Annotated in this window: 23 protein-coding genes and 2 pseudogenes; 16 read left to right on the top strand and 9 right to left on the bottom strand. The window is 71.6% G+C overall.

Features of this window, described 5'->3' with window-relative positions:
- Positions 1–73 precede the first annotated feature (73 nt).
- A complete protein-coding gene (locus ACZ562_RS04495) occupies positions 74–3,211 on the top strand; it encodes an AfsR/SARP family transcriptional regulator (RefSeq protein WP_471174759.1) in 3,138 nt (1,045 codons plus the stop codon).
- A gap of 214 nt (positions 3,212–3,425) precedes the next feature.
- On the opposite strand, the gene ACZ562_RS04490 is transcribed toward ACZ562_RS04495, so the two are convergent.
- Positions 3,426–5,111 (bottom strand): bifunctional 3'-5' exonuclease/DNA polymerase, encoded by a 1,686-nt coding sequence (locus ACZ562_RS04490; RefSeq protein ID WP_471174161.1) that lies wholly within the window; start codon positions 5,109–5,111, stop codon positions 3,426–3,428.
- Positions 5,112–5,400: 289 nt separating this feature from the next.
- Here ACZ562_RS04490 and ACZ562_RS04485 point away from each other — a divergent pair, with 289 nt between their 5' ends.
- Complete coding sequence (locus ACZ562_RS04485; RefSeq protein ID WP_471174160.1) at positions 5,401–6,531, top strand: DUF2786 domain-containing protein; 1,131 nt, start codon at positions 5,401–5,403, stop codon at positions 6,529–6,531.
- 62 nt (positions 6,532–6,593) lie between these two features.
- Here the strand turns inward: ACZ562_RS04485 and ACZ562_RS04480 are convergent, their stop codons facing one another.
- The 4 genes from ACZ562_RS04480 to rpmB all read right to left on the bottom strand — a co-directional run bounded on the left by ACZ562_RS04480 (position 6,594) and on the right by rpmB (position 8,410).
- Complete coding sequence (locus tag ACZ562_RS04480) at positions 6,594–7,118, bottom strand: DUF4232 domain-containing protein (protein WP_471174159.1); 525 nt, start codon at positions 7,116–7,118, stop codon at positions 6,594–6,596.
- Positions 7,119–7,230: 112 nt separating this feature from the next.
- A complete protein-coding gene (locus ACZ562_RS04475) occupies positions 7,231–7,767 on the bottom strand; it encodes a hypothetical protein (protein WP_471174158.1) in 537 nt (178 codons plus the stop codon).
- A 101-nt stretch (positions 7,768–7,868) separates the two neighbouring features.
- The gene (rpsN, locus tag ACZ562_RS04470; protein ID WP_471174157.1) at positions 7,869–8,174 is read right to left on the bottom strand and encodes a 30S ribosomal protein S14; all 306 of its coding nucleotides are present in this window, start codon (positions 8,172–8,174) and stop codon (positions 7,869–7,871) included.
- A complete protein-coding gene (rpmB, locus tag ACZ562_RS04465) occupies positions 8,174–8,410 on the bottom strand; it encodes a 50S ribosomal protein L28 (protein WP_471174156.1) in 237 nt (78 codons plus the stop codon). The genes rpsN and rpmB overlap by 1 nt, the downstream gene beginning before the upstream one ends.
- 74 nt (positions 8,411–8,484) lie before the next feature.
- On the opposite strand from rpmB, the gene rpmG reads away from it, so the two are divergent.
- The 5 genes from rpmG (at position 8,485) to ACZ562_RS04440 (ending at position 11,303) form a co-directional block, all read left to right on the top strand.
- The gene (gene rpmG, locus ACZ562_RS04460) at positions 8,485–8,649 is read left to right on the top strand and encodes a 50S ribosomal protein L33 (RefSeq protein WP_471174155.1); all 165 of its coding nucleotides are present in this window, start codon (positions 8,485–8,487) and stop codon (positions 8,647–8,649) included.
- Positions 8,650–8,655: 6 nt separating this feature from the next.
- Positions 8,656–8,910: a type B 50S ribosomal protein L31 gene (locus tag ACZ562_RS04455; RefSeq protein ID WP_471174154.1), complete on the top strand. Its 255-nt coding sequence runs from the start codon at positions 8,656–8,658 to the stop codon at positions 8,908–8,910.
- Positions 8,907–10,103, top strand: a complete 1,197-nt coding sequence (locus tag ACZ562_RS04450; RefSeq protein WP_471174153.1) for a CobW family GTP-binding protein — start codon at positions 8,907–8,909, stop codon at positions 10,101–10,103. The genes ACZ562_RS04455 and ACZ562_RS04450 overlap by 4 nt, the downstream gene beginning before the upstream one ends.
- Positions 10,104–10,109: 6 nt before the next feature.
- On the top strand, positions 10,110–10,343 hold the full coding sequence (rpsR, locus tag ACZ562_RS04445) for a 30S ribosomal protein S18 (RefSeq protein WP_471174152.1): 234 nt from the start codon (positions 10,110–10,112) through the stop codon (positions 10,341–10,343).
- A gap of 681 nt (positions 10,344–11,024) precedes the next feature.
- Positions 11,025–11,303, top strand: coding sequence for a DUF397 domain-containing protein (locus ACZ562_RS04440; RefSeq protein WP_471174151.1), 279 nt, complete (start codon positions 11,025–11,027; stop codon positions 11,301–11,303).
- A gap of 135 nt (positions 11,304–11,438) precedes the next feature.
- Here the strand turns inward: ACZ562_RS04440 and ACZ562_RS04435 are convergent, their stop codons facing one another.
- A complete protein-coding gene (locus tag ACZ562_RS04435) occupies positions 11,439–11,942 on the bottom strand; it encodes an ATP-binding protein (protein ID WP_471174150.1) in 504 nt (167 codons plus the stop codon).
- 344 nt (positions 11,943–12,286) lie between these two features.
- Here ACZ562_RS04435 and ACZ562_RS04430 point away from each other — a divergent pair, with 344 nt between their 5' ends.
- From ACZ562_RS04430 to ACZ562_RS04415, 4 genes and pseudogenes are all read left to right on the top strand, one after another.
- Positions 12,287–13,111, top strand: coding sequence for a helix-turn-helix domain-containing protein (locus tag ACZ562_RS04430; protein WP_471174757.1), 825 nt, complete (start codon positions 12,287–12,289; stop codon positions 13,109–13,111).
- Positions 13,112–13,268: 157 nt separating this feature from the next.
- Complete coding sequence (locus ACZ562_RS04425; protein ID WP_471174149.1) at positions 13,269–14,732, top strand: aldehyde dehydrogenase family protein; 1,464 nt, start codon at positions 13,269–13,271, stop codon at positions 14,730–14,732.
- Positions 14,733–14,741: 9 nt separating this feature from the next.
- Positions 14,742–15,025 (top strand): annotated as a pseudogene (locus tag ACZ562_RS04420) (transposase); the annotation flags it as partial.
- Between the two features lie 49 nt (positions 15,026–15,074).
- Entirely contained in the window at positions 15,075–15,575 is a 501-nt protein-coding gene (locus tag ACZ562_RS04415; RefSeq protein WP_471174148.1) for a hypothetical protein, read from the top strand.
- 197 nt (positions 15,576–15,772) lie between these two features.
- On the opposite strand, the gene ACZ562_RS04410 is transcribed toward ACZ562_RS04415, so the two are convergent.
- Positions 15,773–17,032, bottom strand: coding sequence for an alpha/beta hydrolase (locus ACZ562_RS04410; protein ID WP_471174147.1), 1,260 nt, complete (start codon positions 17,030–17,032; stop codon positions 15,773–15,775).
- 294 nt (positions 17,033–17,326) lie between these two features.
- Here ACZ562_RS04410 and ACZ562_RS04405 point away from each other — a divergent pair.
- Positions 17,327–17,833: pseudogene (locus ACZ562_RS04405) on the top strand (IS5 family transposase); the annotation flags it as partial.
- A gap of 86 nt (positions 17,834–17,919) precedes the next feature.
- Here the strand turns inward: ACZ562_RS04405 and ACZ562_RS04400 are convergent.
- Positions 17,920–18,603: a hypothetical protein gene (locus tag ACZ562_RS04400; protein ID WP_471174146.1), complete on the bottom strand. Its 684-nt coding sequence runs from the start codon at positions 18,601–18,603 to the stop codon at positions 17,920–17,922.
- 351 nt (positions 18,604–18,954) lie between these two features.
- Between ACZ562_RS04400 and ACZ562_RS04395 the strand changes: the two genes are divergently transcribed.
- The 4 genes from ACZ562_RS04395 to ACZ562_RS04380 all read left to right on the top strand — a co-directional run bounded on the left by ACZ562_RS04395 (position 18,955) and on the right by ACZ562_RS04380 (position 21,964).
- Positions 18,955–19,503 (top strand): DinB family protein, encoded by a 549-nt coding sequence (locus ACZ562_RS04395; RefSeq protein WP_471174145.1) that lies wholly within the window; start codon positions 18,955–18,957, stop codon positions 19,501–19,503.
- 26 nt (positions 19,504–19,529) lie between these two features.
- Complete coding sequence (locus ACZ562_RS04390; RefSeq protein ID WP_471174144.1) at positions 19,530–20,159, top strand: PadR family transcriptional regulator; 630 nt, start codon at positions 19,530–19,532, stop codon at positions 20,157–20,159.
- A 75-nt stretch (positions 20,160–20,234) separates the two neighbouring features.
- Positions 20,235–21,206 carry an ATP-binding cassette domain-containing protein gene (locus ACZ562_RS04385; RefSeq protein ID WP_471174143.1) on the top strand — a complete coding sequence of 324 codons (972 nt, stop codon included), beginning with the start codon at positions 20,235–20,237 and terminating at the stop codon, positions 21,204–21,206.
- Positions 21,203–21,964, top strand: a complete 762-nt coding sequence (locus ACZ562_RS04380; RefSeq protein WP_471174142.1) for an ABC transporter permease — start codon at positions 21,203–21,205, stop codon at positions 21,962–21,964. The genes ACZ562_RS04385 and ACZ562_RS04380 overlap by 4 nt, the downstream gene beginning before the upstream one ends.
- A 16-nt stretch (positions 21,965–21,980) precedes the next feature.
- Here the strand turns inward: ACZ562_RS04380 and ACZ562_RS04375 are convergent, their stop codons facing one another.
- Positions 21,981–23,393, bottom strand: coding sequence for a glutamate decarboxylase (locus ACZ562_RS04375; protein WP_471174141.1), 1,413 nt, complete (start codon positions 23,391–23,393; stop codon positions 21,981–21,983).
- Between the last annotated feature and the right edge of the window lie 12 nt (positions 23,394–23,405).

Raw genomic sequence — 23,405 nt, 5'->3', positions numbered from 1 at the left:
CCGCGGGACCCCGGGACGCAATGACGTCGGACCGCAAGGCCGGAAGGCACGCAGGAAGGCAGTGGACGGCGTGATGGGGTGCGCGCTGCGGTTCGGGCTGCTGGGGCCGCCGGTCCTGTACGACGCCCAGGGCGGTTCCGGCGAAGTCCAGCAGGGCGTGCGGACCATCCGAAGTCCCAAGGCACGGGCCCTGCTCGCCGCCCTGCTGCTCGAAGCCGGCCGGGTCGTCTCCGTCGACTCGCTCCAGGACGCGCTGTGGGGCGGCGCCCCGCCGCCGTCCGCCCGGGCCTCGCTGCACAACCATGTGACCAGGCTGCGGCGACTGCTCGACGCGCCCGAGCGGCTGAGGGCGGTGGCGCCCGGCTATCTGCTGCGGGTCGAGCCGGGCGAGTTGGACGTCCACGTCTTCGAACGGCATGTCGCCGCGGCGCGCGGGGCATACGCCGCCCGGAACTGGGAGCGGGTCGTGCGCGAGTGCGAGGCGGCGCTCGCGCTGTGGCGGGGCACGCCGCTGAGCGGCCTGCCGTCCGACTTCGGCGGGTACGCCTTCGTGCAGCGGCTGGAGGAGGCGCGGCTGCTTCTCCTCGAGTGGCGGTACGACGCCGAGCTCACCGCCCCCGGCCCACGACTCGACGCCCTCGTACCGGAGTTGGCGGCGCTCGCCGCGGAGCATCCGCTGCGGGAGGCGTACCACCGCCAGCTGATGCTCGCCCTGCACCGCACGGGCCGGCAGGCCGAGGCCCTGGCCGTCCACCGCGACCTGCGCACCCGTCTCGTCGAGGAACTCGGCATCGAGCCGGGACCGACAGTTCGGGAGGCGCATGTGGAGGTGCTGCGGGGCGCTCCCGACGCCGTCGCCTCCGATGCGGGCGGCAGACACGCCGCCGCGGGCAAGGCCGGCAGCCACGCCGCCGCCCACATGGCCCGCCCACCCGCCGCCGGCACGGCCCGCCTGTCCCCCTCCGGCACTGCAGACCCGGCAGCCGCCCCCGCCCCCACGGCAGCCGAGCGCGCAGTCCACCCGGCGTCCGAGCGCCCGGACACCCCGCCCACCGTCGTCCCGCCGCCACCGCGCCCTGCCCAACTCCCGCCGCCTCCCGGCCAGTTCACTGGCAGAAGCGCCGTACTGGACGGCCTGCGCCGCGCCGTCACCGCCGGCGGGCAGCCGTCCGTCGCCGTCATCAGCGGCATGGCCGGCGTCGGCAAGAGCGCGCTCGCCCTGTATGTCGCGCACGGGCTGCGGGAACGCTTCCCCGACGGCCAGCTCTACGTCAACCTGCACGGCGCCACCCCCGGCATGACCCCCCTCACGCCCGGTCAGGCGCTCAAGGCGCTGCTCCGTGACCTCGGCGCCGAAGCCCGCCGCACCCCCGAACACCCCGACGCCGCCGCTGCGTTGCTGCGCTCGCTGCTCGCGCCGACCCGCACGCTGATAGTGCTGGACGACGCCGCGAACGCCGCGCAGATACGACCGCTGCTGCCCGCCGGCGCCGGGTGCGCGGTGATCGTCACCAGCCGTTCGCCGCTCACCGCGCTCGACGGGGCCCGCCGCTTCCCGCTCGCCCCCCTGAGCGACGAGGACAGCGCGGCGCTGCTGCGGGCTGTCTCCGGCCGGGACGCCCTCCACGCGGGCCACCCCCTCGTCGAACTCACCGGCCGCCTCCCGCTCGCCCTGCGCGTCGTCGCCGCCCGGCTGGCCGCGCGCAGCGCCCTCACCGCGGACGCGTTGGCCGGCCAACTGGCAGCGACCGAAGGACGGTTGCAGCACCTGGAGTACGACGACCTCAGCGTCCGCCGCTCCCTGGCCGTCGCCCATGACGCGCTCGCCGCCTCGGACCGCCGCGCCGACCGGGACGCCGCAGTCGCCCTGCGCCGCATCGGCGGCCTCGACCTCCCCGCCTACGGCGCCCCTCTCCTCGCCCGCCTCATCGGCACCGACACGGCCCGCGCCGAGGCCGCCCTCGACCGCCTCGTCGACGTGGCCCTCCTGGAGGAGACCGCGTACGGCCGCTACGCACCCCACGACCTGGTCCGCGACTTCGCCCGCGAACTGGCCGGATCGGAACCCGACGCCAGCGCCGCCGAGGACGCCCTGAGCTGGTACGCCGCCGTCGCCGAACGCACCCTCACCGCGATCGTCGAACCGGGCCGCGACCAGGACGACCGCCGCCGGCCCACCGCGGCGCAGCTGCGCGAACACGCGGTGCACGTCGCCGCCGCCCGGCCGTTCGGCAGCTCCGAAGAGGCCTTCGCCTGGGGTGACCTGGAGCTGGAGAACATCGTGGCGCTGGTGGAGCGGTACGCCGATGCCCCCGACGACCGCACGGCCTCCCGCGTCTCCGCCCTCCTGCGCCTCTTCTTCCCGTACCTCCTGCGCAGCGGCCGTATGGCCGAGATGGAGGTCCTCGGCCGGGCCGCCCTCAAGGTGGCGCGGCGGCTCGGTGACGAGGCGGCCGAGGCGTACGCGCTGGGCGACCTCGCGGGCGTGCACTTCCTGACCGGCCGGCAGAGCGAGGCCCTCACCCTCAACGACCGGGCCCTGACGATCTGGCGGCGGCTCGGCGCGGTGTCCTGGATGCGGCGGTGCCTCAACAACCGCGGGCTGCTGCTCGAAGGGCTGGGCCGCTACGCCGAGTCCGCACGGGCGCTGCGCCAGAGCCTGGAGTACTCACGGGAGCTGAACGACCCGCACGGCGAGGCCGTGACATACAGCCACCTCGGCAACCTGTACGAGCACACCGACCCGCGGGCCGCCATCGAGCACCACCGGCGGTCACTCGCCATCGGCGACGAGATCGGCAACGTCATCGTGCAGCACTCCGCGCACTGCAATATCGGCTACGCGCATCAGGCCCTCGGCGAACCGGCCGCCGCCGTACCCCACTTCGAGGAGAGCCTGCGCATCCTCGGCGGCCGCGGTGACTGGCACGGCGAGTCGCAGACCCGGCTCGGCCTGGTTCGCTCGCTGCAACTGCTCGGACACGCGGAACGGGCCCGCCGGGAGTGCGCCGAGCTGCTGCGCCGCGCGGACGCCCGCGGCGACCACTACACGGGCGCTCTCGCCCGCCACCAGCACGGGCTCCTGCTGCGGGAACAGGGGCGCGCCGGGGAGGCGTACGAGGAGTGGCGGTCGGCCCTCGACGCGCTGGACGGGACGGACGAGAAAGCGCTGGTGGCGGAGTTGAGGGAGTTGCTGGGCGCAGCGGGTTGATCATCGCGCGGCAGCGCGCCGACCGCGGCCCGCCGCTCACCACCGGCCGGCGCAACGCCCGACAGCTGCCGCCCGCCACCGGTCGGCGCAACGCCCGACAGCTGCCGCCCGCCACCGGTCGGCGCAACGCCCGACAGCCGTCACTCGCCACATGGGTGCAACGCCCGACAGCTGCCGCCCGCCACCGGCCGGCGCAACGCCCGACAGCTGCCGCTCACTTCGCGTCCGCATAGCACTCCACCACCGCCGTCGTGAACGGAAACCGCACCGGCGTCTCGCCGAACGTCAGCCGGCCCGCCAGGTCCGCCGCCTCCCGGATCGCCGTCACGACCGCCTCGGCCTCCTCCTCCGGACAGTGCACGATCACCTCGTCGTGCTGGAAGAAGACCAGCTCGGCCGCCATGTCCGCGCAGGCCTGGCGCAGCGCGGCGAGCAGCAGCAGGGCCCAGTCGGCGGCGCTTCCCTGGACGACGAAGTTGCGGGCGAAGCGGCCGCGGGCCCGGGCGTCGGTCGAGGCGTATCCGGGAACCCACTCCTGCCCGCCCGCCTCGTCCTCCGTCGCCGGGATACCCGCCTCCTCCGCCGCGTCGTCGCCCGCCCCGGCCGCCGGCGGGCAGGTCCGCCCGAGCCAGGTGCGGACGAGCCGCCCCTCCTCGCCCGCGCGGGCCGCGTCGTCGACGTACGCGACCGCCCTGGGGAAGCGGCGTCTGAGCGCGGCGAGGTTCTTGAGGCCGTCGCCGGAGGTCTGGCCGTAGACCGCGCCGAGCACGGCGAGCTTGGCCTGGGCGCGGTCGCCGGAGAAGGCCCGGTCGGAGACGGACTGGTACAGATCGCTCTCCCGGCCCGCCACCTCCATCAGACCCGGGTCACGGGAGATCGCCGCCAGCACGCGTGGCTCCATCTGGTCGGCGTCGGCGACGACGAGCCGCCAGCCGGGGTCGGCCACGACGGCACGCCGGATGACCTTGGGGATCTGCAGGGCGCCCCCGCCGTTGGTGACCCAGCGGCCGGTGACGGTGCCGCCCGCGAGGAACTCGGGCCGGAACCGGCCGTCGCGCACCCAGTCCTGGAGCCAGGACCAGCCGTGCGCGACCCAGATGCGGTACAGCTTCTTGTACTCGACCAGCGGCTTCACCGCCGGATGGTCGATCGACTCGATCTCCCAGCGGCGGGTCGACCTGATCCTGATTCCCGCCTGCGCGAACGCCTTGATGACGTCGGCGGGCAGGTCGGGCCGGACGCGGCGGCCGAAGGCGGCGGACACCTCGTCCGCGAGCTCGGCCAGACGGCGGGGCTCGCCACCGCCCGCGTACCGCTCGCCGAGCAGTTCGTGCAGCACCTCGCGGTGTACGTCGGCGCTCCACGGCAGTCCGGACCGGTTCATCTCGGCGGCGACCAGCATCCCCGCGGACTCGGCCGCCGTCAGCAGTCGCATGCGCTCCGGGTGGGCGGCCCGGTCGTGCCGGCGCTGCTGGTCGGCGTACACCTCGGCGAGGTCGGCCAGCGGCAGGTGGACGGTCTGCGGTTCGAAGAGCGGGGACTGCGATCCGGGTTCGGCGGACCTCTGCGGCGGGTCGGGCGGTACGGGGCCGCCGCGCAGCCGGGCCAGGGCGGCGGCGGCCGAGCGGGGTTCGCCGTACCGGCCCTCGTGGCCGAGGAGGAGCGTCTCCGCGTCCTCGATGTCATAACACCGCTCCACTCGCACCCCCGTGGCGAGCAGACGCGGATAGACCTCGGCCGTCGACCGCCACACCCACCGCGTGACCCCGGGCCGCCCGCGCACGGCCGCGGCGAGGTCCGCCTCCCGCAGGACGGGCCCGGCGGGCAGCCCGCCGGGACCGAGGGGGGCGATCTCCACGCCACCGTCCTCGGCCGGAGCGAGAGCCCACCGGTCGGCCATGCTGCGAGTGTGGCAGGGGGGTCTGACAACGACCCCGGCCCTGCTCGGCCCGGCTTTGGGCGAGCCCTCACGGCTGCCTTCGCGCCCGACCCCGGCCCTGCTCGGCCCGGCTTTGGGCGAGCCCTCACGGCTGCCTTCGCGCCTGCTCGGCGCGGGGCCGCCCTTGCTCGGCGCGGGCCCACCCTTGCTCCGCGCGGGCCGCACGAGCCTCGCGGCCGGGGTCGGCCGCCATCCTCGAAGCCGCCCAGGGGGCGGGCGGCCGACTTCCGGGGAGTGAGACGATCGCCGGGTGAGTACGCCCAGCACCGTCGACCGCGCCTTCCAGGCCGCCCTCTACGCCGACACCGACTCCGCTCTCGACACCGGCGCGTCCCTGCTCGCCGCCGACCTGTCGGCGGACGCCGAACTCGCCTGGCGCGGCGAGGAGTTCGTGGCGGCGGCCTGGCGGCGCGGCTGGCAGCCCGCGGACGTCGTACGGATCGTGCGGCGTGAGCTGGACGACGTGCACACACGCCTGGTGTCGGCGCTGATCCACGCGCAGGCGTCGCAGGACCGGCCGCGTGGCCCCCGCTGGACCGCGCAGCTGGCACAGCTCGCCCAGCCGGACGGACCCGCCACCGAGGCGCCGCCCCGCGCCGACCGCTTCACGCACGCCACCGCCGTCCTGGAGCTGTACCGCCTGCTGCTGCGGCTGCCCGCGCTGCAACCGCTGGAGGAACCGCGGGAGGAGCCGCACCGTGAACGGCGGCCCGAGTCCCGCATGCTGTCCCGCATCCGTGCCCTGCTCGCCAAGGCGGAGGCGACCGGCTTCCCGCAGGAGGCGGAGGCGCTCAGTGCCAAGGCGCAGGAGCTGATGGCCCGGCACAGCATCGACGAGGCGCTGCTGGCGGCGCGGGCGCCGGCCGGGGACGCGCCCGGCGCCTGCCGGATAGGCGTCGAGCCGCCGTACGAGCAGGCAAAGGCGGTGCTGCTGGACGCGGTGGCCGGCGCGAACCACTGCCGGGCCGTGTGGAACGAACCCCTCGGTTTCTCGACGGTCGTCGGTTTCGAGGCCGACCTGGAGGCGGTCGAACTCCTCTACACCTCCCTCCTCGTACAGGCCCAGAGCGCGCTGACGAAGGCGGAGGCCGCCCAGCGGGCGGGCGGCCGCAAGCGGACCAAGACCTTCCGGCAGTCCTTCCTCGCGGCCTACGCCCACCGCATCGGCACCCACCTCACGGCGGCCGCCGAGACCCGGGTGGCCGCGGACCTCCTCCCGGTCCTCGCAACCCGCGAGATCGCGGTCGGCGACCGTCTGGACCGCCTCTTCCCGGAGACGACCACGACCCGCCTGCGCGGCGTCAGCGACGAGGCGGGCTGGACGGAGGGTTCCGAGGCGGCCGACCGGGCGCGGGTCAGGGCCCGGCGACCACTGCGCTGAGACCCGGGCCGCCCTTCTGAACCTCGGTCGCGCGCCCGCCAGGGACGCCGCCGCCGACGACCTCAGTCGCCCGCCTGCTGGAAGGGGCTCACCGAGGCGTCCGGTTCGCCCACGGCCTTCAACGCCACGTCGCCGTACGACCACGGGAAGCTGTGGGTGTCCGTGGCGCCGGGCAGGCTGAACTTCACCGTCTTCACGGCGAGGCTCTTCCCGCCCCCCGCCTCGCCCCGTACGTAGGTGATCGTGAAGGACACGGCGGCGCCCTTCGCGAGGGTCAGCTTCCGGGCCTTGGCGGCCTCGTCCGGTGCGACGGTGGCGGAGGTGCCGCCCGCGTGGAGGCCGACGGCGGGCAGGCCGTCGAGAGTGCACCCGGAGCCGCGGTTGGTGATCGTGACGGGGACGTTGCCGGTGTCGCCGGGGGCGGGAGCGGCGCTGGCGGGCCCGACGTCCACCGCGACCTCGTCGATCTTGCACGCCGTCTTGTCCTGGCCCGCGGAGGAGCCGTCGCCGCTGTCCCCGCTGTCGTCGCAGGCGGTCAGGAGGAGTGCCGCGGTGAGGGCGGTGACGGCGATGGGGATGGCGCGCATGTGGGGTCCTCCGGGGCGGGACGTCGGTACGTCGGTGATCTCGGGCATGGATCATCACGCACGGACCTGGGCGCCGGTTGCCCGCCCCGGCTGAGAGTCCCGTGCGGGCGCCCTACGACCCGAGGCCGGCCGTGGGCAGCCCCGACGGCAGCGTGCCGCCCTCGCTCTTGGTGTACGTCTCCGCGCCGAGACCGTTCTCCCAGGTCACCTTCAGCGTCTTCGTTCCGACGGAGTCGACCATGCCGCTGGACCGGTCCTTGCTGCGGTCCGTGCACTCGAGGTGGATCATCTGCATCCCCGCCTCCTCGCCCGCGGTGCCGCTGCACACCGTCCCGCCGGTGGTGAAGAGCCCGGCCCGGGTTCCGGTGATCACCAGCGCCACGGCCTTGCCGTCGGTCGTCGCGAGCCAGCTGCCCTCCAGCTTGCCGGCGGGGGACGCGGACGCCGACCCGCCGGTGCCGCCGCCCGTGTCCGCGCTCGCGGACGCGCTCGCGTCTGCCGGCGTCTCGTCGTCCGGGCCGCCGTCACCGCTGCACGCGGTCAGCAGCAGCGTGCCCGTGAGGCCCGCGGCTGCCGCGGCCGTCCGCGCCCGCCGACGGGTCGGCCGGCGCGAGGGACGCGGGACGGTCGCCGAAGTCGCCGTAGTCACTGGAAGCTCCCAAGCTGTAGCCGGTCGGGGCCGCCCGCAGCGGTCGGGCCCGCTGCCGGTCGGCCTTTGGCCGGAACGATCGCAGCAAGTTACCAGGGGGTCTACCAGGACGACTTGCGGACCCCCGGCAGATACCCGGCATGCGCCTGCTCCCGCAGACTCACCCGGGACAGCCCGAAGGCGCGGAAGTAGCCGCGGGGCCGCCCGTCCACCTGATCGCGGTGGCGTACGCGGGTGGCGCTCGCGTCCCGTGGCTGCCGGCGCAGTTCCCGCCCGGCGGCGAGCCGGTCGGCCTCCGTCGACGACGGCCGGCGGAGGATCTCTTTCAGCTCGGCACGGCGCGCGGCGTAGCGGGCGACGATCTCCTGTCGCCGCTCGTTCTTCGCGATCTTGCTCTTCTTCGCCATCAGACACGCACCCCCCGGGCCCTGATCCGGACCACGGCCGCCTCGATGCCGATCGCGTCGACGGTCTTGATCCCCTTGGCGCTCAGCCGCAGCCGTACGTACCGGCCCTCGCTCGGCAGCCAGTAGCGCCTGGACTGGATGTTGGGGTCGAAGCGGCGCGCGGTGCGCCGGTGGGAGTGGGAGACGCGGTTGCCGAAGCCGGGCTGGGCGCCGGTCAGCATGCAGTGCGCGGACACGGGTGACGTACCTCTCCTGGGTCGATGCCGTCCATTGTGATGCTAATGGAATTCATTTTCAGTAAGATACCAGCATGGCACGCAACGAACTCCGCCCGGTCATCAGGCTCCGGTCCACCGCCGGGACCGGCTTCACCTACGTGACCCGCAAGAACCGCCGCAACGACCCGGACCGGCTGACCCTGCGCAAGTGCGACCCGGTCCTCGGCCGTCACATCGACTTCCGAGAGGAGCGCTGAACCGCCATGCGCAAGGGAATCCACCCGCCATACGGCCCCGTCGTCTTCCGCGACCGCGCCGCGAACCACGCCTTCCTCACCCGCTCGACGATGACCGGCAGCAGGACGATCGAGTGGGAGGACGACGCCACCTACCCGGTCGTCGACGTCGAGATCTCGGACGTCAGCCACCCCTTCTGCACGGGCACGGCCCGCGTCGTGGACACCGCCGGGCGCGTCGAGCGCTTCGAGCGCCGGTACGGGAAGCGGGGCGGGGCATGAGCCTGTCGGTCGTGATCGTCGGCGGGCTGCACGCCGACGCCCGCGGCGCGGCCGTCGCGCGGCTCCTCGCCGACGTGCCCGGCAGCGTCGCGCTCCACCACGACCTGGCGACGGCCGCGGCCGGCACGGTCGTACGGACCCTCCGCGACGCCACCGGCGTCCTGTCCGTCGGCGAGACGCCCCTCGTCAACGACTGCGCGTGCTGTGCCCTGCGCGAGGACCTGGTGCCGGAGCTGCGCCGGCTCGCCGAAGGCGGCGCGACGAGCCTCGCGGTCGTCGAGCTGTGGGACTCCGTCGAGCCCAAGGCCATGGCCGAGGTGATCGCGGCCGGCGGGCTCACCGTCACCGGCGTGATCACCGCCGTCGATCCCGCGCTGCTGCTGCCGTGCCTCGGCAACGGCGACGACCTCGCCGAATGCGGACTCGCCGCCGCGGCCACCGACCGGCGGACGGTGGCCGACACCTTCGCACGCCAGCTGGAGTACGCCCCCGTCCTTGCCGTGGCCGACTCCCCGGAGGCCGACGACGAGGACCGCGAGCTGCTCGCCCAGCTGCATCCGACGGCCCGTCAGGTCCCGATCGGCCACGGTGACCTGACGGGCGCACGGTCGAGCGACCTGGCGGGCGCACCGTCCGGTGACCTGGCGGGCGCACCGTCGGCACTCGCCCGGGCCGCCCTCGCCGGCTTCGACGTGGAAGCCGCGGCGGCCGCCCAGCACCCCGCCTGCGCGCTCCTGCCCGCCGAGGCCGACGCGCACGGAGTGTCGACGCTGGTCTGGCACCGGCGCCGCCCCTTCCATCCGGAGCGGCTGTACGACGCGCTGGAGGACATCGCCTGCGCGGCCGCCCGCAGCCGGGGCCGGTTCTGGCTCGCCGACCGGCCCGACATGCTGCTGCACTGGGACGCCGCGGGCGGGGCCCTGTGCGTGGAGAGCGCCGGCCCGTGGCTGGCCGCCCTGCCGGACGCGGCCTGGGAGATGGTCCCGCCGGTGCGCCGCGCCGCCGCCGCGCTGGACTGGCACCCCGCGCACGGCGACTGCTGCCAGCACCTCGTCTTCACGTCCCCCGGCCTCGACCGCGACGGCCTTGAGCGACTTCTCGAGTCCTGCCTGCTGACCGACGCCGAGTACGCCGCCGGGCGCGACGCCTGGAAGCGGCTCCCGCCCGCCTTCGACACCCTCCTGGAGGTCTGACCACTCATGTCCCGCAAGGCCGACCGCAAGCCCGCCACGTCCCGGCCCAGCCCGCTGGACCAGGCCGTGGTCGAGTACATCGACTACAAGGACACTGATCTGCTGCGGAAGTTCATCTCCGACCGCGGCAGGATCCGCAGCCGCCGCGTCACCCGGGTCACGGCACAGCAGCAGCGGCTGCTGGCCCGCGCGATCAAGAACGCGCGGGAGATGGCGCTGCTGCCGTACTCCAGCCGCTGAAGGCGGCCCACAGGCAGGTCCCACAGGCAGGTCCTACAGGCAGGTCCCACAGGCAGGTCCCACAGGCAGGTCCTACAGGCAGGTCCCACGGGCAGGAGATGCCCCGGTTGGACGCATACGGCATCTCCTGCCTATCTCCGACCGAGCCCGAACTGCTCGTGCAGTGGCAGATGCAGAGTGCCGAGAACTTTCGGCCGGAGGCCGGGCACCGCAATCGAATGACCTCGGTACCGCGCCCGGACCTCGGTACCGCGCCCGGACCCGAGCTGCTCCAGCGTGGTTGACGTGCGGTTTTCTCGCCTTCGAGGTTGAGCGGATGCTGATCGTCCGCTGGGCCGACGCGGATCCGGCCGGTGCCGTCGACCGGACGATCACGTGGACGCCGGAACATGAAGGCCACGGAACGCGTCTGGTTCTAGTAGCAGGGTGGTCGATCCGGGCGATCCAGCTCAGTTGCGGCGCGCGGGATCATGGGCGGAGGCCGGCTGTCGCATGTACTGCGAGCGCCGGGGCAGACGCTGGAACGAGTTCGGTAAGGCGGTCGTCAAAGCCGTAACCGCAGGACCACCCCACGTGCACGTGCATCTGCCCATGCGTCTGCACATGAACAGGGTTATGATCCGGGTCTGTTGAGTACTGCATCAATGGCACACCAGCCAGTGCACCACCGGGGAGCGACCTGTGGACCACGACGTTGACGGCGTGTACGGGGGGTACAACGTGATCGACGTGCACAACGGCATGGCGGCCACGCACCTGCAGGGGGTGGCCTGGCAGAAGAGCCGGCACAGCAACTCGCAGGGATCCTGCGTGGAGTTCGCCCGGCTGCCTGGTGGAGACGTGGCCGTGCGCAACTCCCGCTTTCCCGACGGTCCCGCGCTCGTCTACACGCGCGCGGAGATCGAGGCGATGCTCCTGGGCATCAAGGACGGCGAGTTCGACCACCTGATAGCGGGCTGACGGCGGCCCGACCCGCGGAAGCCGCCGTCGGCGAACGGCTCCCCACGGGGCGCGGCGGAGTCTTGCGGTGCGTGACACGGGCTCCACGGTGTGTGACGCGCGTAGAACCGTGGCGTCAGAAGGTGCCGCGGTTCATCATTCGGCCGACTGGGGCTCCAGGAGGAACAGCGCCCAGACGACCTTGCCGCCCAGCGTGCCGGCGAGCGGGTGCCAGCCCCAGCTGTCGGCGAAGGAGTCGACGAGGAAGAGGCCGCGGCCCGACTCCGCCGAGCAGTCGTCGGCCGCGCGCGTCACCGGACTGTCGTGACTGGGGTCGCGCACCGCGCACACCAGCCGCTCGGTCCAGCGCATCAGGTGCAGCCGCACGGGCTGTTTCTGCTCCGGCACCCGCGGGGCGTTGGCCGGCAGTGCGTGCCGCAGGGCGTTGGTGACGAGTTCGGAGACCACGAGACAGACGTCGTCGAAGAGGTCGCCCAGCTCCCACTGTTCCAGCGTTCTGCGGGTGAACTGGCGTGCGTCGCGCACCGCTTCGTAGCGGGCGGGCAGAGCGCAGGAGGCGGCGCTGGACACGGCCGCGGGGTCCAGCGGCGGAAGGCCCTGCCGTAACGGCTCGAGCATGGTCGATCCATTCGTCCCCATGCGAGGCACTCCCGGGAATTCGCGGTCGGTGCGATGCAGCGGTTGCGCGGGACCATGGTTTCGGATGCGTACAGCAGATGCAAGGGCAGATGCACGTGCACGCGACCGAAATGGGCCCTCCCGTACCGCTTGTTGGTCATTTTTTCCGCCATATTCGCGTCCCGTGCTTGTCACTTCCTCCCCGCAACCCACCCCGGTCCTGTGCGGAATCTTTGACTTATTGCCATCTCTGTAATCGGGCGAGTACTGCTCGGAGTGATTTAGTGGCAGACTTCGGCCCCTGAAGACGGTTGGGGAGGCTGGCGAACGTGAGCGCGGGAGAGCCCGGATCGGTGGTGCGGCGCATGCTGCTCGGCTCGCAACTCAGGCGACTGCGTGAGGCGCGCGGCATCACGCGTGAAGCTGCGGGGTACTCGATCCGTGCGTCCGAGTCGAAGATCAGCCGGATGGAGCTGGGCCGGGTGAGCTTCAAGACGCGGGACGTGGAAGACCTGCTGACGCTGTACGGCATCACGGACGAGGCGGAGCGCAACTCACTGCTCTCCCTCGCCAGGGAGGCCAACGTCGCGGGCTGGTGGCACAGTTACTCGGACGTGCTGCCGAGCTGGTTCCCCACGTATGTGGGCCTGGAAGGCGCCGCCTCCCTCATCCGTGCCTACGAGGTCCAGTTCGTGCACGGACTGCTGCAGACCCCGGCGTACGCCCGCGCGGTCGTGCGGCGCGGCATGAAAGGCGCGAGCGAGGAGGACGTCGAGCGGCGCGTGGCACTGCGCCTGGAGCGGCAGAAGTACCTCCTGTCGGACAGTGCCCCGGAGTTCCACATCGTCCTGGACGAGGCGGCCCTGCGCCGGCCGTACGGCGACCGTGAGGTGACGCGCGGCCAGCTCCAGCACCTGATCGACCTCTCCGAACGGCCCAACGTGCGGCTGCAGATCATGCCGTTCAGCCTCGGCGGCCACTCCGGCGAGTCCGGCGCGTTCACCATCCTCAGCTTCCCGGAGTCCGACCTGTCGGACGTCGTCTACCTGGAGCAGCTCACCAGCGCGCTGTACCTGGACAAGCACGAGGACGTCGCCCAGTACGAGAAGGCGCTCAAGGAACTGCAGCAGGAGAGCCCGGGACCGGACGAGAGCCGGGACCTGCTGAGGGGGCTGCTCCAGCTCTCCTGAGGGTTCTCCCCATGTCCGCCTGCGGATCCCGTGCGCCCACCCCAACTCACTTGAAACACAAGTACGATGACGTGTGATCAGACCGTGAAGCTGATCAGGGTGTCTGCTTCGTCTGCTGCGGCTGCGTCCGCACGGCAGCAAGGGATTGAGGGATCACATGTCGTCGTCCTACTTCACCGACCTGGCCCAGCAGTACATCGACGGTGAGTGGCGCCCGGGCACAGGCTCCTGGGACATCATCGACTTCAACCCGTACGACGGCGAGAAGCTGGCGTCGATCACCATAGCCACGGTCGACGAGGTCGACGACGCCTACCGGGCGGCCGCGCGCGCCCAGAAGGAGTGGGCGGCGACCAACGCCTACGCCCGCCGCGCCGTCTTCGAGAAGGCCCTCAGAGTGATCGAGGAGCGCGAGGAGGAGATCGCCGAGGCGATCATCGCCGAGCTCGGCGGCACGCGTCTGAAGGCCGGCTTCGAACTCCACCTCGCCAAGGAGTTCCTGCGCGAGGCGGTCCACCTGGCGCTGCGCCCCGAGGGCCGGATCATTCCGTCGCCGATCGACGGCAAGGAGAACCGCGTCTACCGCGTGCCGGTCGGCGTCGTGGGCATCATCAGCCCCTTCAACTTCCCGTTCCTGCTGTCGATCAAGTCCGTGGCGCCCGCGCTGGCCCTCGGCAACGCCGTGGTCCTCAAGCCGCACCAGAACACCCCGATCGTCGGCGGCTCGCTGGTCGCGAAGGTCTTCGAGGAGGCCGGCCTGCCCGGCGGCCTGCTCAACGTCGTCATCACCGACATCGCGGAGATCGGCGACGCCTTCATCGGACACCCCGTCCCGAAGGTCATCTCCTTCACCGGCTCCGACAAGGTCGGCCGCCACGTCGCCACCGTCTGCGCCTCGCACTTCAAGCGCTCGATCCTCGAACTCGGCGGCAACAGCGCGCTGGTGGTCCTCGACGACGCCGACCTCGACTACGCCGTCGACGCGGCCGTCTTCAGCCGGTACGTCCACCAGGGCCAGGTCTGCATGGCCGCCAACCGTGTCCTGGTCGACCGCTCGGTCGCGGACGAGTTCACCGAGAAGTTCGTCGCCAAGGTCAAGACCCTCAAGGCGGGCGACCCGCGTGACCCCGAGACCATCATCGGCCCGGTCATCAACTCCTCTCAGGCGGACGCCATTTCGGCCGCTGTGGAGCAGGCGATCGCCGAGGGCGCCACGGCGCTGGTGCACGGCGCGACCACCGACAACCTGGTCGAGCCCTCCGTTCTCACGGGCATCCCCGCCGACTCGCCCCTGCTTCAGCAGGAACTGTTCGGCCCGGTCGCCTTCCTCGTCCCGTTCGACGGCGAGGAGGAGGCCGTACGCCTCGTCAACGACACCCCGTACGGCCTCAGCGGCGCGGTCCATACCGGTGACATCGAGCGCGGCGTGAACTTCGCCAAGCAGATCGACACGGGCATGTTCCACGTGAACGACGGCACGGTCCACGACGAGCCGATCGTCCCCTTCGGCGGCGAGAAGAGCTCCGGACTCGGCCGCCTCAACGGCGAGACGATGCTGGACGCGTTCACCACGCTGAAGTGGATCTCGGTCCAGCACGGCAGGAGCGGCTTCCCGTTCTAGGAAGAAGGTAGAGTTGTTTGGAGCGAATTCACGCCTTACCTGGCCTTCCCGCCGGAGGTAAGGAGGGTGGTCTACTCCACGATCCTGATCGAGTCGATCAACGCCCGGCTGCGGGAGACCACCCGCAACCGCGAGCACTTCCCCTCCGACCAAACCGCGTTGAAGGTGCTCTACCTCGCCGTCCGCGAGCTGATCACCCCCAAGCCCGCGATACCAACCACGTCGCGGCAAACTGGAAGACGGCGCTGAACCAGTGCTCACTCGTCTTCGAGGACCGACTCAACGCCGTGTGACCACCGAGGACTTGGCGGCGCGGGCCTCTTGTGGCGGGTCCGAAGCGTCGTGGTGCTGCCGGTCCCGGAGACCCTCGCCGACGGCTCCTACCTGTCGGAGATCGTCGCCGCGCGGGACAACTACCGGCGCGCGGACCCCGAGCGGGTGCGGGTGATCGAGTACACCGTCGGCCCACGCGGCGGTGACGACACCGTCTACCGGCTGATCACCACCCTCCTCCACCCCGTCCAGGCACCGGCCGAGGGGCTTGCCGCCCTGTATGCCCCATGGCGGGAGATCGAGAACACCCTCGACGGGATCAAGAGCCACCAGGGCGTCCCGGGGCTGGTGCCACGTTCCCAGAACCCAAGCGGCGTCGAACAGGAAATCCATGCGTTTCTGCTTGTCCACCACGCGCTGCTGGACCTGATGCACCAGGCCGCACTCAAGGCCGGCCACGATCCCGACCGGATCTCCTTCACCCGCACCCTTCGCGTCGTCCGCCGCCACGTCACCGGGCAGGCAGCGCTTTCCCCCTCGCGACTGGCCCGGTCCATCACCCCTGAGTGAGCTCACCGACGCCTACTGCCCGCACGGCGGTTGCGCTCCAACCCCCGCGTGATCAAACGCAAGATGTCCAACTGGGCTCTCAAACGAACCGAGCACCATAGCGCACCCCGGCCACACCCCCCGGACGGTCAGGCTTTTCGGGCCAACCAAAGCCACCTCGACCAGCCGGAAAACAACCTAAATCACCGGTACTGTCGCTAGGCCGTCTTTCCCGCGCCACCGCCGCTGAACCAGCGCGCGATCCCGGCCAAGGCCGCCTGGTACGACCCCTGGTGGTCGACGGCCCCCATGTCGAGCATCCGCACCGTCGCCCCGCGCTCGGCGAGGGTGCGCGCGCACGCCCGGGTGTTGTCGATCGGCACTTCCGTGTCGTCGTCACCGGCGTACAGCCGCACCGGCACGTCCGGCTTCCAGTCGCACGTGCGGTCGTTGGCCTCCAGCGCCTCGCGCAGCCCCCCGGTCGGGTGGCCGAGCTGCCGGTAGAAGTCGTCCGTCAGCAGCTCCTTCACGTTGGGCGCAAGCTGCCAAACGATGTCCTCGAGCTCGTGCCGCCCGTCGAAGAGCTGCTCCACGCGCCCGGCGTACGGCTGCCGGAACACCTCCGCCGGGTCCTTGTAGATGCGGTGCAGCCGGTTCTGCGCGACGAGGAAGTAGGAGATGTAGAACACCCCGCTGATGTCGTCGATCCGCCCGTCGGTGAGCGCGGGGACCTCGGTGCCCAGCAGGTCGTACGGCCCAGACACCGGCGCGAGCGCCTTCAGCCGGAACCCGGGCGCGTCCCCGCCCTGTACCGCCCTGGCCACCGCCATCGCGACCTGCCCGCCCTGCGAGTACCCGGTCACGTACAGGTCGTGGTTCACCGTGCGCCCCAGCCGTCCGACCGCGGTCCGGGCGGCCCGCAGCATGTCCACGGAGGCGGTCACCGAGGAGCGCGTGTCCATGTACGGATGCGGTCCCGGACCCTCGCCCAGACCCAAATAGTCGGGGGCCGCCACGGCGTGCCCGGCGGAGGCGAAGAGATACGACTGGGCGCGGGCGTCCTCGGAGACGGAGGGGGCGTGGGCTCGATTGACCATGGTCCCGTGCGCGTCCGAGACGAGTCCGAGGCTGGGGCCGCCACCCTCGGGGAGGGTGAGCAGCCCGGTGGCGGTGGTGGGCCGCCCGTACGGGTCCACCGTGCCGTACGTCACGCGGTACGCCCGGACACCGTAGCGCAGCGAGTCGGTGCCGACGTGCATCTGCTCCAACGCCTGCGCGATCTCCGCCTTGCTGTGCGTGGCAACCGGTACGACGGAGAGGACCCGGCCCCTGCCGCCCGCCCGGCATCCCTCGTCGGCTAAGGCGGCCGGAGCCGCGGCGGCGCCGACGAGCACCAGGGCGGCGAGCACGGCTGCCGTCCCCTTCCACACACCCCAACTGGAGTGCGGCGCAGTTGACTTTAGCGTGTCCTTTGTCATGCCTCGAACGCTATGCGCCCTACTTCTCCAGGCAGGTGCCCGTCGCTTCGTGGATATTGCCCGTTCAGATGTCGGAACCACACGGGTTCGTTCAGGTCATTGCATGATCGGCATCTCCCGTTAACCGAATGAGGCGGCTGCGGTGCCCGAACCGACAACAGCCACGATCCGATGGTCGATTTCCCAAAGGTCATCCAAGCAGGTAGTCGGCGACCGCCGTGTCGGTGACGATGCCAGGATCGACCGAGGGACGAACCAGGTCGATCCGGTGCTTCGGAAACTGGTCGTCAGACTGGAGGAGGTGGTCAGATCGGCGACTGTCCGGGGCGCTCCCGCGGCGGCTACACCACCAAGATCCACCTCGCCGCCGACGGACGATGCCGGCCCCTCGCCCTCCTGCTGACACCAGGACACTTCGGCGACGGCCCCCAGCTCGAACGCGTCCTGAACCAGGTTTCCGTGCCCCGCACCGGTGTCGGACGACCCCGCACCCGGCCCGACCACGTCTTGGCCGACAAGGCATACACCGCCCGCAGAAACCGCCGCTACCTGCGACGACGCGGAATCTCACACACCATCCCCGAACGCCTCGCCCAGCAAAAGCACCGGCGCAACCGCGGTTCCCAGGGCGGCCGACCCACCGGGTTCGACAGCGAGCGCTACAAGAAGCGCAACACCGTTGAACGCGCCATCAACCGGCTGAAGGGCTTCCTGGCCGTCGCCACACGCTCCGAGAAACGCGCCTACACCTACCTCGGCACCGTCACCCTCGCAGCCCTCATCATCTGGCTCCGCACATGATCCGAGAAACAGCGCCTGGTGCCGCGTCGCGACGGGACCACGCGGCACCAGTACTGCAACGGTGCTTGCCGTGACTGCCGGCCGGCTCAGTCGTGGCCCTCGGACGCGTCCTGCGGCTCCTCCGGTGCGGACGGTGCGTGCGGTGCGGCGGACCGGGCGAGCGCGGCGAGGTCCGGGACCATGGCGGCCAGTTCGTTCAGGAGCCTGCCCATGTCCACCACCTCCGGCATCGGGTAGACGAAGCACACCCCGTACTTCGCGTGCGAGACCGCCGGTGCGGCGAACCGCGTCAGCCGCTCCGGCAGATCCGAGGCGTAGAACCGCTCGGTCATCGCCGCCCGGTCGTCGCTCATCACCAGGTACGGAATATCCCCGGAGAAGCGGAGGTCGAGCTCCGCCGCGCTCCAGTGCCGCTCCAGACGCAGCATCGGCCCGCTGTCCGGCACGTCGAAGCAGACGACCAGCCAGTGCTGCATATCCCGTTGCCTGACGGGTTCCCAGAGCCTGGCGACGGTGACCACGTGCTCGCCGAGCGGGCCGGCGACGGCGGTGCCGTAATGGGTCCGCAGCAGCCAGGGGAAGTGGCCCGCGTACCCGGCCCACGGTCCGCCGTCCCTGGCGGGCACGAGCCGCCTCCAGCCGGGACGTTCGGCCAGCACGCGCATCGCCCGGTCCGCCTTGCTCGCCCGGCGGCCGGTACGGAACGCGAAAGTTCCTCCGACGACGAACGGCGCCAGGATGATGACCGACCACATGATCCACGGAAACATGGAAGCTGACGTCCTTCGCTCAGACCGGGGAAGTACGTGGGCACGCAATCCTCGCCGGAGCGGGCGCGTCGGCACATCGGGGGTTCTACGTAGGGGCCTACGCAGACGCACGTGGTTCCTCTCCAACCCGGTGCCATCGACGATCAGGACAGCCCGCGCGCCTGTGTCGAGGGGGCGAGCGCGCGGAGGCCCGAAGGGCTGAGGACGGGCGGGGCCCCTCGACACGGGCTGTAGCCCCGGAGACGAACCGAGCCCCAAAAAGACAGAGGACAGAAACTGTCCGCAAGGGCCCGTAGCTTCGTCGGTGTCAGGCAAACCCAAGCCGTCGGACCCGACGAAAGGCAGCCGGTCATGGTCACTCACGTGCGAGCAGAAGCGCAGGGCGACGAGCGCGGAGCGCTGCTCTCCTTCCTGGCGGAGCAGCGGGGCGGCATCCGCCGGGCCCTGCTCGGACTGACCGAGGAGCAGGCCGCGAGCAAGCCCAGTGCCAGCGGCCTCTCGCTGTCCGGCCTGCTCAAGCATGTCGCCGAGGTCGAACAGGGCTGGGTCGCCCGCGCGAAGGGCGAGCCGCCGGCCGTCCGGCGGGACGAGTCGAACTGGCACGAGTGTTTCGTCCTCACCGAGGGCGAGAGCGTGGAGCAGCAGCTCGCGTACTGGGAGAAGGTCGCCGCCGAGACGGAGGCGTACGTCCGCTCGGTCGCCGGTCTCGACGACACCTTCCCGCTGCCGAACGACCCGTGGTTCCCGCCGGACGAGCGCGTCTCCGTGCGCTGGCTGGTTCTGCACCTGATCCGAGAGACGGCCCGGCACGCGGGTCACGCCGACATCATCCGGGAGTCGCTGGACGGGAAGACCGCGTTCGAGCTGGTGGCACAGGAGCAGGGCGCCTCCTGGGGGTGATGTCCGCGGGCCCTACGCTGGACCGCATGTCAGCGATCCGTCTTCTCGTGCTCGGCGCGGTCCGCCAGCACGGGCGGGCCCACGGCTACCAGGTGCGCAACGACCTGGAGTACTGGGGCGCGCACGAGTGGTCCAATGCCAAGCCCGGCTCGATCTACCACGCGCTCAAGCAGATGGCGAAGCAGGGCCTGCTGCGCGCGCACGAGATCGCCCCGTCCACGGCCGGCGGCCCGCCGCGCACGGAGTACGAGATCACCGACAAGGGCATCGAGGAGCACCTCAGGCTGGTGCGCGAGGCGTTGACCTCGTACGACCAGAAGATGGACATCAAGTCGGCGGCCATCGGCTTCATCGTCGACCTCCCGCGCGGCGAGGCGGTGGCCCTCCTGAAGGAGCGGATCCGCCGTATCGAGGAGTGGCGCTCGGCGGTCACCGAGCACTACGTCCCCGAACAGCTCGGTCACATCGGGGAGATCATGAACCTCTGGATCCACACGGCCGACGCGGAGGCCGAGTGGACCGGGGGCCTGATCCGGCGGATCGAGGGCGGGGCGTACACGTTCGCGGGGGAGGGCGAGCCTTTCGTCGGCGTGCTGGCGGAGGGGCAGGAGAACCCGTACGCGACGGGGGAGCCGCATCCGGGAGATGCGCGCTAATCAAGTTTGACCAATCGGATCGAACGCGCTACGTTCGTCATGTAGTCAAGTTTGACTAGAGGGGAGTGCGGGCACGTGGCCGACACGGCGATCACCGTCGAAGGCGCTCACAAGACGTACGGCGACAAGAAGGCACTGGACGGGCTCGACCTCCGGGTCGCCCGCGGCACGGTGCACGGAGTGCTCGGGCCCAACGGCGCGGGCAAGACGACCCTGGTCCGGATCCTGGCGACCCTGCTCCGGCCCGACGCGGGCCGGATCGAGGTGGCCGGGCACGACATCGTGACCGAGGCGCAGGCGGTCCGCTTCCGCATCGGCCTGCTCGGTCAGCACGCGGCGCTCGACGAGGAACTCGGCGGCCGCCAGAACCTGGAGATGTTCGGCCGCCTCCACCACCTGGGCGCCCGCCACGCGCGCGTGCGGGCCGGAGAACTCCTGGAGCGCTTCGGCCTCGGCGACACCGGCCGCAAGCCGGTCCGCGCCTACAGCGGCGGCATGCGGCGCCGCCTGGACCTCGCGGCGTCCCTGATCGGTACCAAGGACAGCACCGAACCGGGGGTGCTGTTCCTCGACGAACCCACGACGGGCCTCGACCCGCGCGGCCGCGCGGAGGTGTGGGCCGCGGTCCGCTCCCTGGTCGGCGGCGGCACGACGGTCCTGCTCACCACCCAGTACCTCGAAGAGGCCGACCAGCTCGCCGACCGCATCTCCGTCGTCGACCACGGCCGCGTCATCGCCGACGGCACGGCGGACGAGCTGAAGGCGGCGACGGGCGGCGACCGCATCGACGTGGTCCTGCGCGACGCCGGCCAACTGGGCGCGGCCGTTGCCCTGTTGCCCCTGCCCAAGGACGGCATCTCCGTGGACGCCGACCGCCGCCTGCTCAGCGCCCCGGTCACCGACCGCATGGCGGCGCTCTCCGGCGTCGTACGGGCCCTGGAGGAGGCCGGCATCGAGGCGGTGGACGTCGCCCTGCGCCGCCCGACGCTGGACGAGGTGTTCCTGCACCTGACGGGACGGGACGACCGTACGAAGGAGGCCGTGTGACCACCTACGCGCTGACCGACTCCTGGACCATGACGCGCCGCGAACTCGCCCACTGGGCACGGCAGCCGGTGCAGGTTCTGGTCGCCCTCGTCTTCCCGGTGATGCTGCTCCTGATGTTCGGCTACCTGGTCGGCGGCGGCCGGGGCGTGAGCGGCGACTACCTCGACTACCTGGTCCCCGGCATGCTCGCCCTCACCATGGCCTTCGGTCTGGAGGGCACGATGCTCGCCGTCACCCAGGACCTCAACAAGGGGGTGATCGACCGCTTCCGGTCGATGCCGATGGCCAACGGGGCCGTCCTGGTGGGCCGTTCGGCGGCGGACATGCTCCAGTCGGCGCTGGGGCTGGCGGTGATGACCGGCGTCGGGTACGCACTGGGCTGGCGCGCGCACGGCGGACCGGCGGCCTTCATCGCGGCCATGGGCCTGCTCCTGCTGTTCCGCTTCGCGATGCTCTGGATCGGCATCCACCTCGCCCTGGTGGCCGGAAAACCGGAGCTGGTGCAGGCCGTGCAGATCCTGGTCTGGCCGGTCGGCTTCCTGTCCAACGCGTTCGCCACCCCCGGCTCCATGCCCGGCTGGCTGGGCACGGTGGTCGACTGGAACCCGATGTCCCAGACCGCCACGGCGGTACGCGACCTGTTCGGCGGCCCCGGCGGCGAGCCGGGGCACGTGTGGGCGGCCGTCGTCTGGCCGCTCGCGCTGCTGGCGGTGTTCTTCCCGCTGGCGGTACGGCGGTTCGCGCGCCTGAGCCGCTGAAGGCACCTGACGTTCCCTAATGGTGGAACCCGGTGGCGGCGCCCTTGTCCTGCGCCTGGGGACGCTCCTGCCGGCGCAGTTCCGGCAGGAGCTGTCCCAGGTCGTCCATGAACAGGTCGGCGAGGTCGGTCGAGAAGCCGTTGCGGCACACGACCCGCAGGACGGACAGGTCCTCGCGGTTGGGCGGGAAGGTGTACGCGGGCACCAGCCAGCCCCGTTCGCGCAGCCGCCGGGAGACGTCGAAGACGTCGTACGCCTTCACGTCCGGCGCGGTCGTGAAGGCGAAGACCGGCAGCTCGTCGCCGCGGGTCAGTAGCCGGAAGTCGCCGAGCGCCTCCACCCGGTCGGCGATGCTGCGGGCCACGTTCCGCGTGGTCTGCTGCACGGCCCGGTAGCCCTCGCGGCCCAGCCGCAGGAACGTGTAGTACTGCGCGGCCACCTGCGCGCCGGGGCGCGAGAAGTTGAGCGCGAAGGTCGGCATGTCGCCGCCCAGGTAGTTGACGCGGAAGACCAGCTCCTCGGGCAGCGCCTCGCTGTCCCGCCACAGCGCCCAGCCGACACCCGGGTAGACGAGCCCGTACTTGTGCCCCGAGGTGTTGATCGACGCCACGCGCGGGAGGCGGAAGTCCCACACCAGGTCCTCGTCCAGGAACGGCGCGACCATCGCGCCGGACGCGCCGTCCACGTGCACCGGGATGTCGAGGCCGGTCCGCTGCTGGAGGTCGTCCAGCGCGGAGCAGAGGTCCGCGATCGGTTCGTACGACCCGTCGAAGGTGGAGCCGAGGATGCCCACGACACCGATGGTGTTCTCGTCGCACAGCTCGGCCGCCGCCTGCGGGTCGAGATGGAACCGCTCGCCCTCCATGGGGACCAGGCGGGCCTCCACCTCCCAGAAATTGCAGAACTTATCCCAGCAGACCTGGACGTTGACCCCCATGACCAGGTTCGGGCGGACGTCCCGCCCCGGATACCGGTCGGCGTTGCGACTTGCCCACCGCCGTTTGAGCGCCATCCCGGCGAGCATGCACGCCTCGCTCGACCCGGTCGTCGAACAGCCCACGGCCGCCGAGGGGTCGGGCGCGTTCCACAGGTCCGCGAGCATCGCCACACAGCGCCGCTCCAGCTCGGCGGTGCGCGGGTACTCGTCCTTGTCGATCATGTTCTTGTCCCGGCACTCGGCCATCAGGATCCCGGCCTGCGGCTCCATCCAGGTGGTGACGAAGGTGGCGAGGTTCAGCCGCGAGTTGCCGTCCAGCATCAGCTCGTCGTGCACCACCTGGTAGGCCGTCGTCGGCGGCAGGGGAGCGTCGGGGAGCCGGTGTTTGGGCGGGGCCTCGGTCATGCCCCCGACCGGATTCGCCTCGCCGAAGAAGGGGTTGACGGACATCGGGCGCTCGTCGGGCTGCTCGGGTCCCTTGTGCAGCGGCATGACGTGTCTCCT

This window comes from Streptomyces sp. NPDC040410, assembly GCF_055595715.1.
Note: the sequence above shows the minus strand (reverse complement) of the source record. Positions and strands in the feature narration are given on the sequence as shown.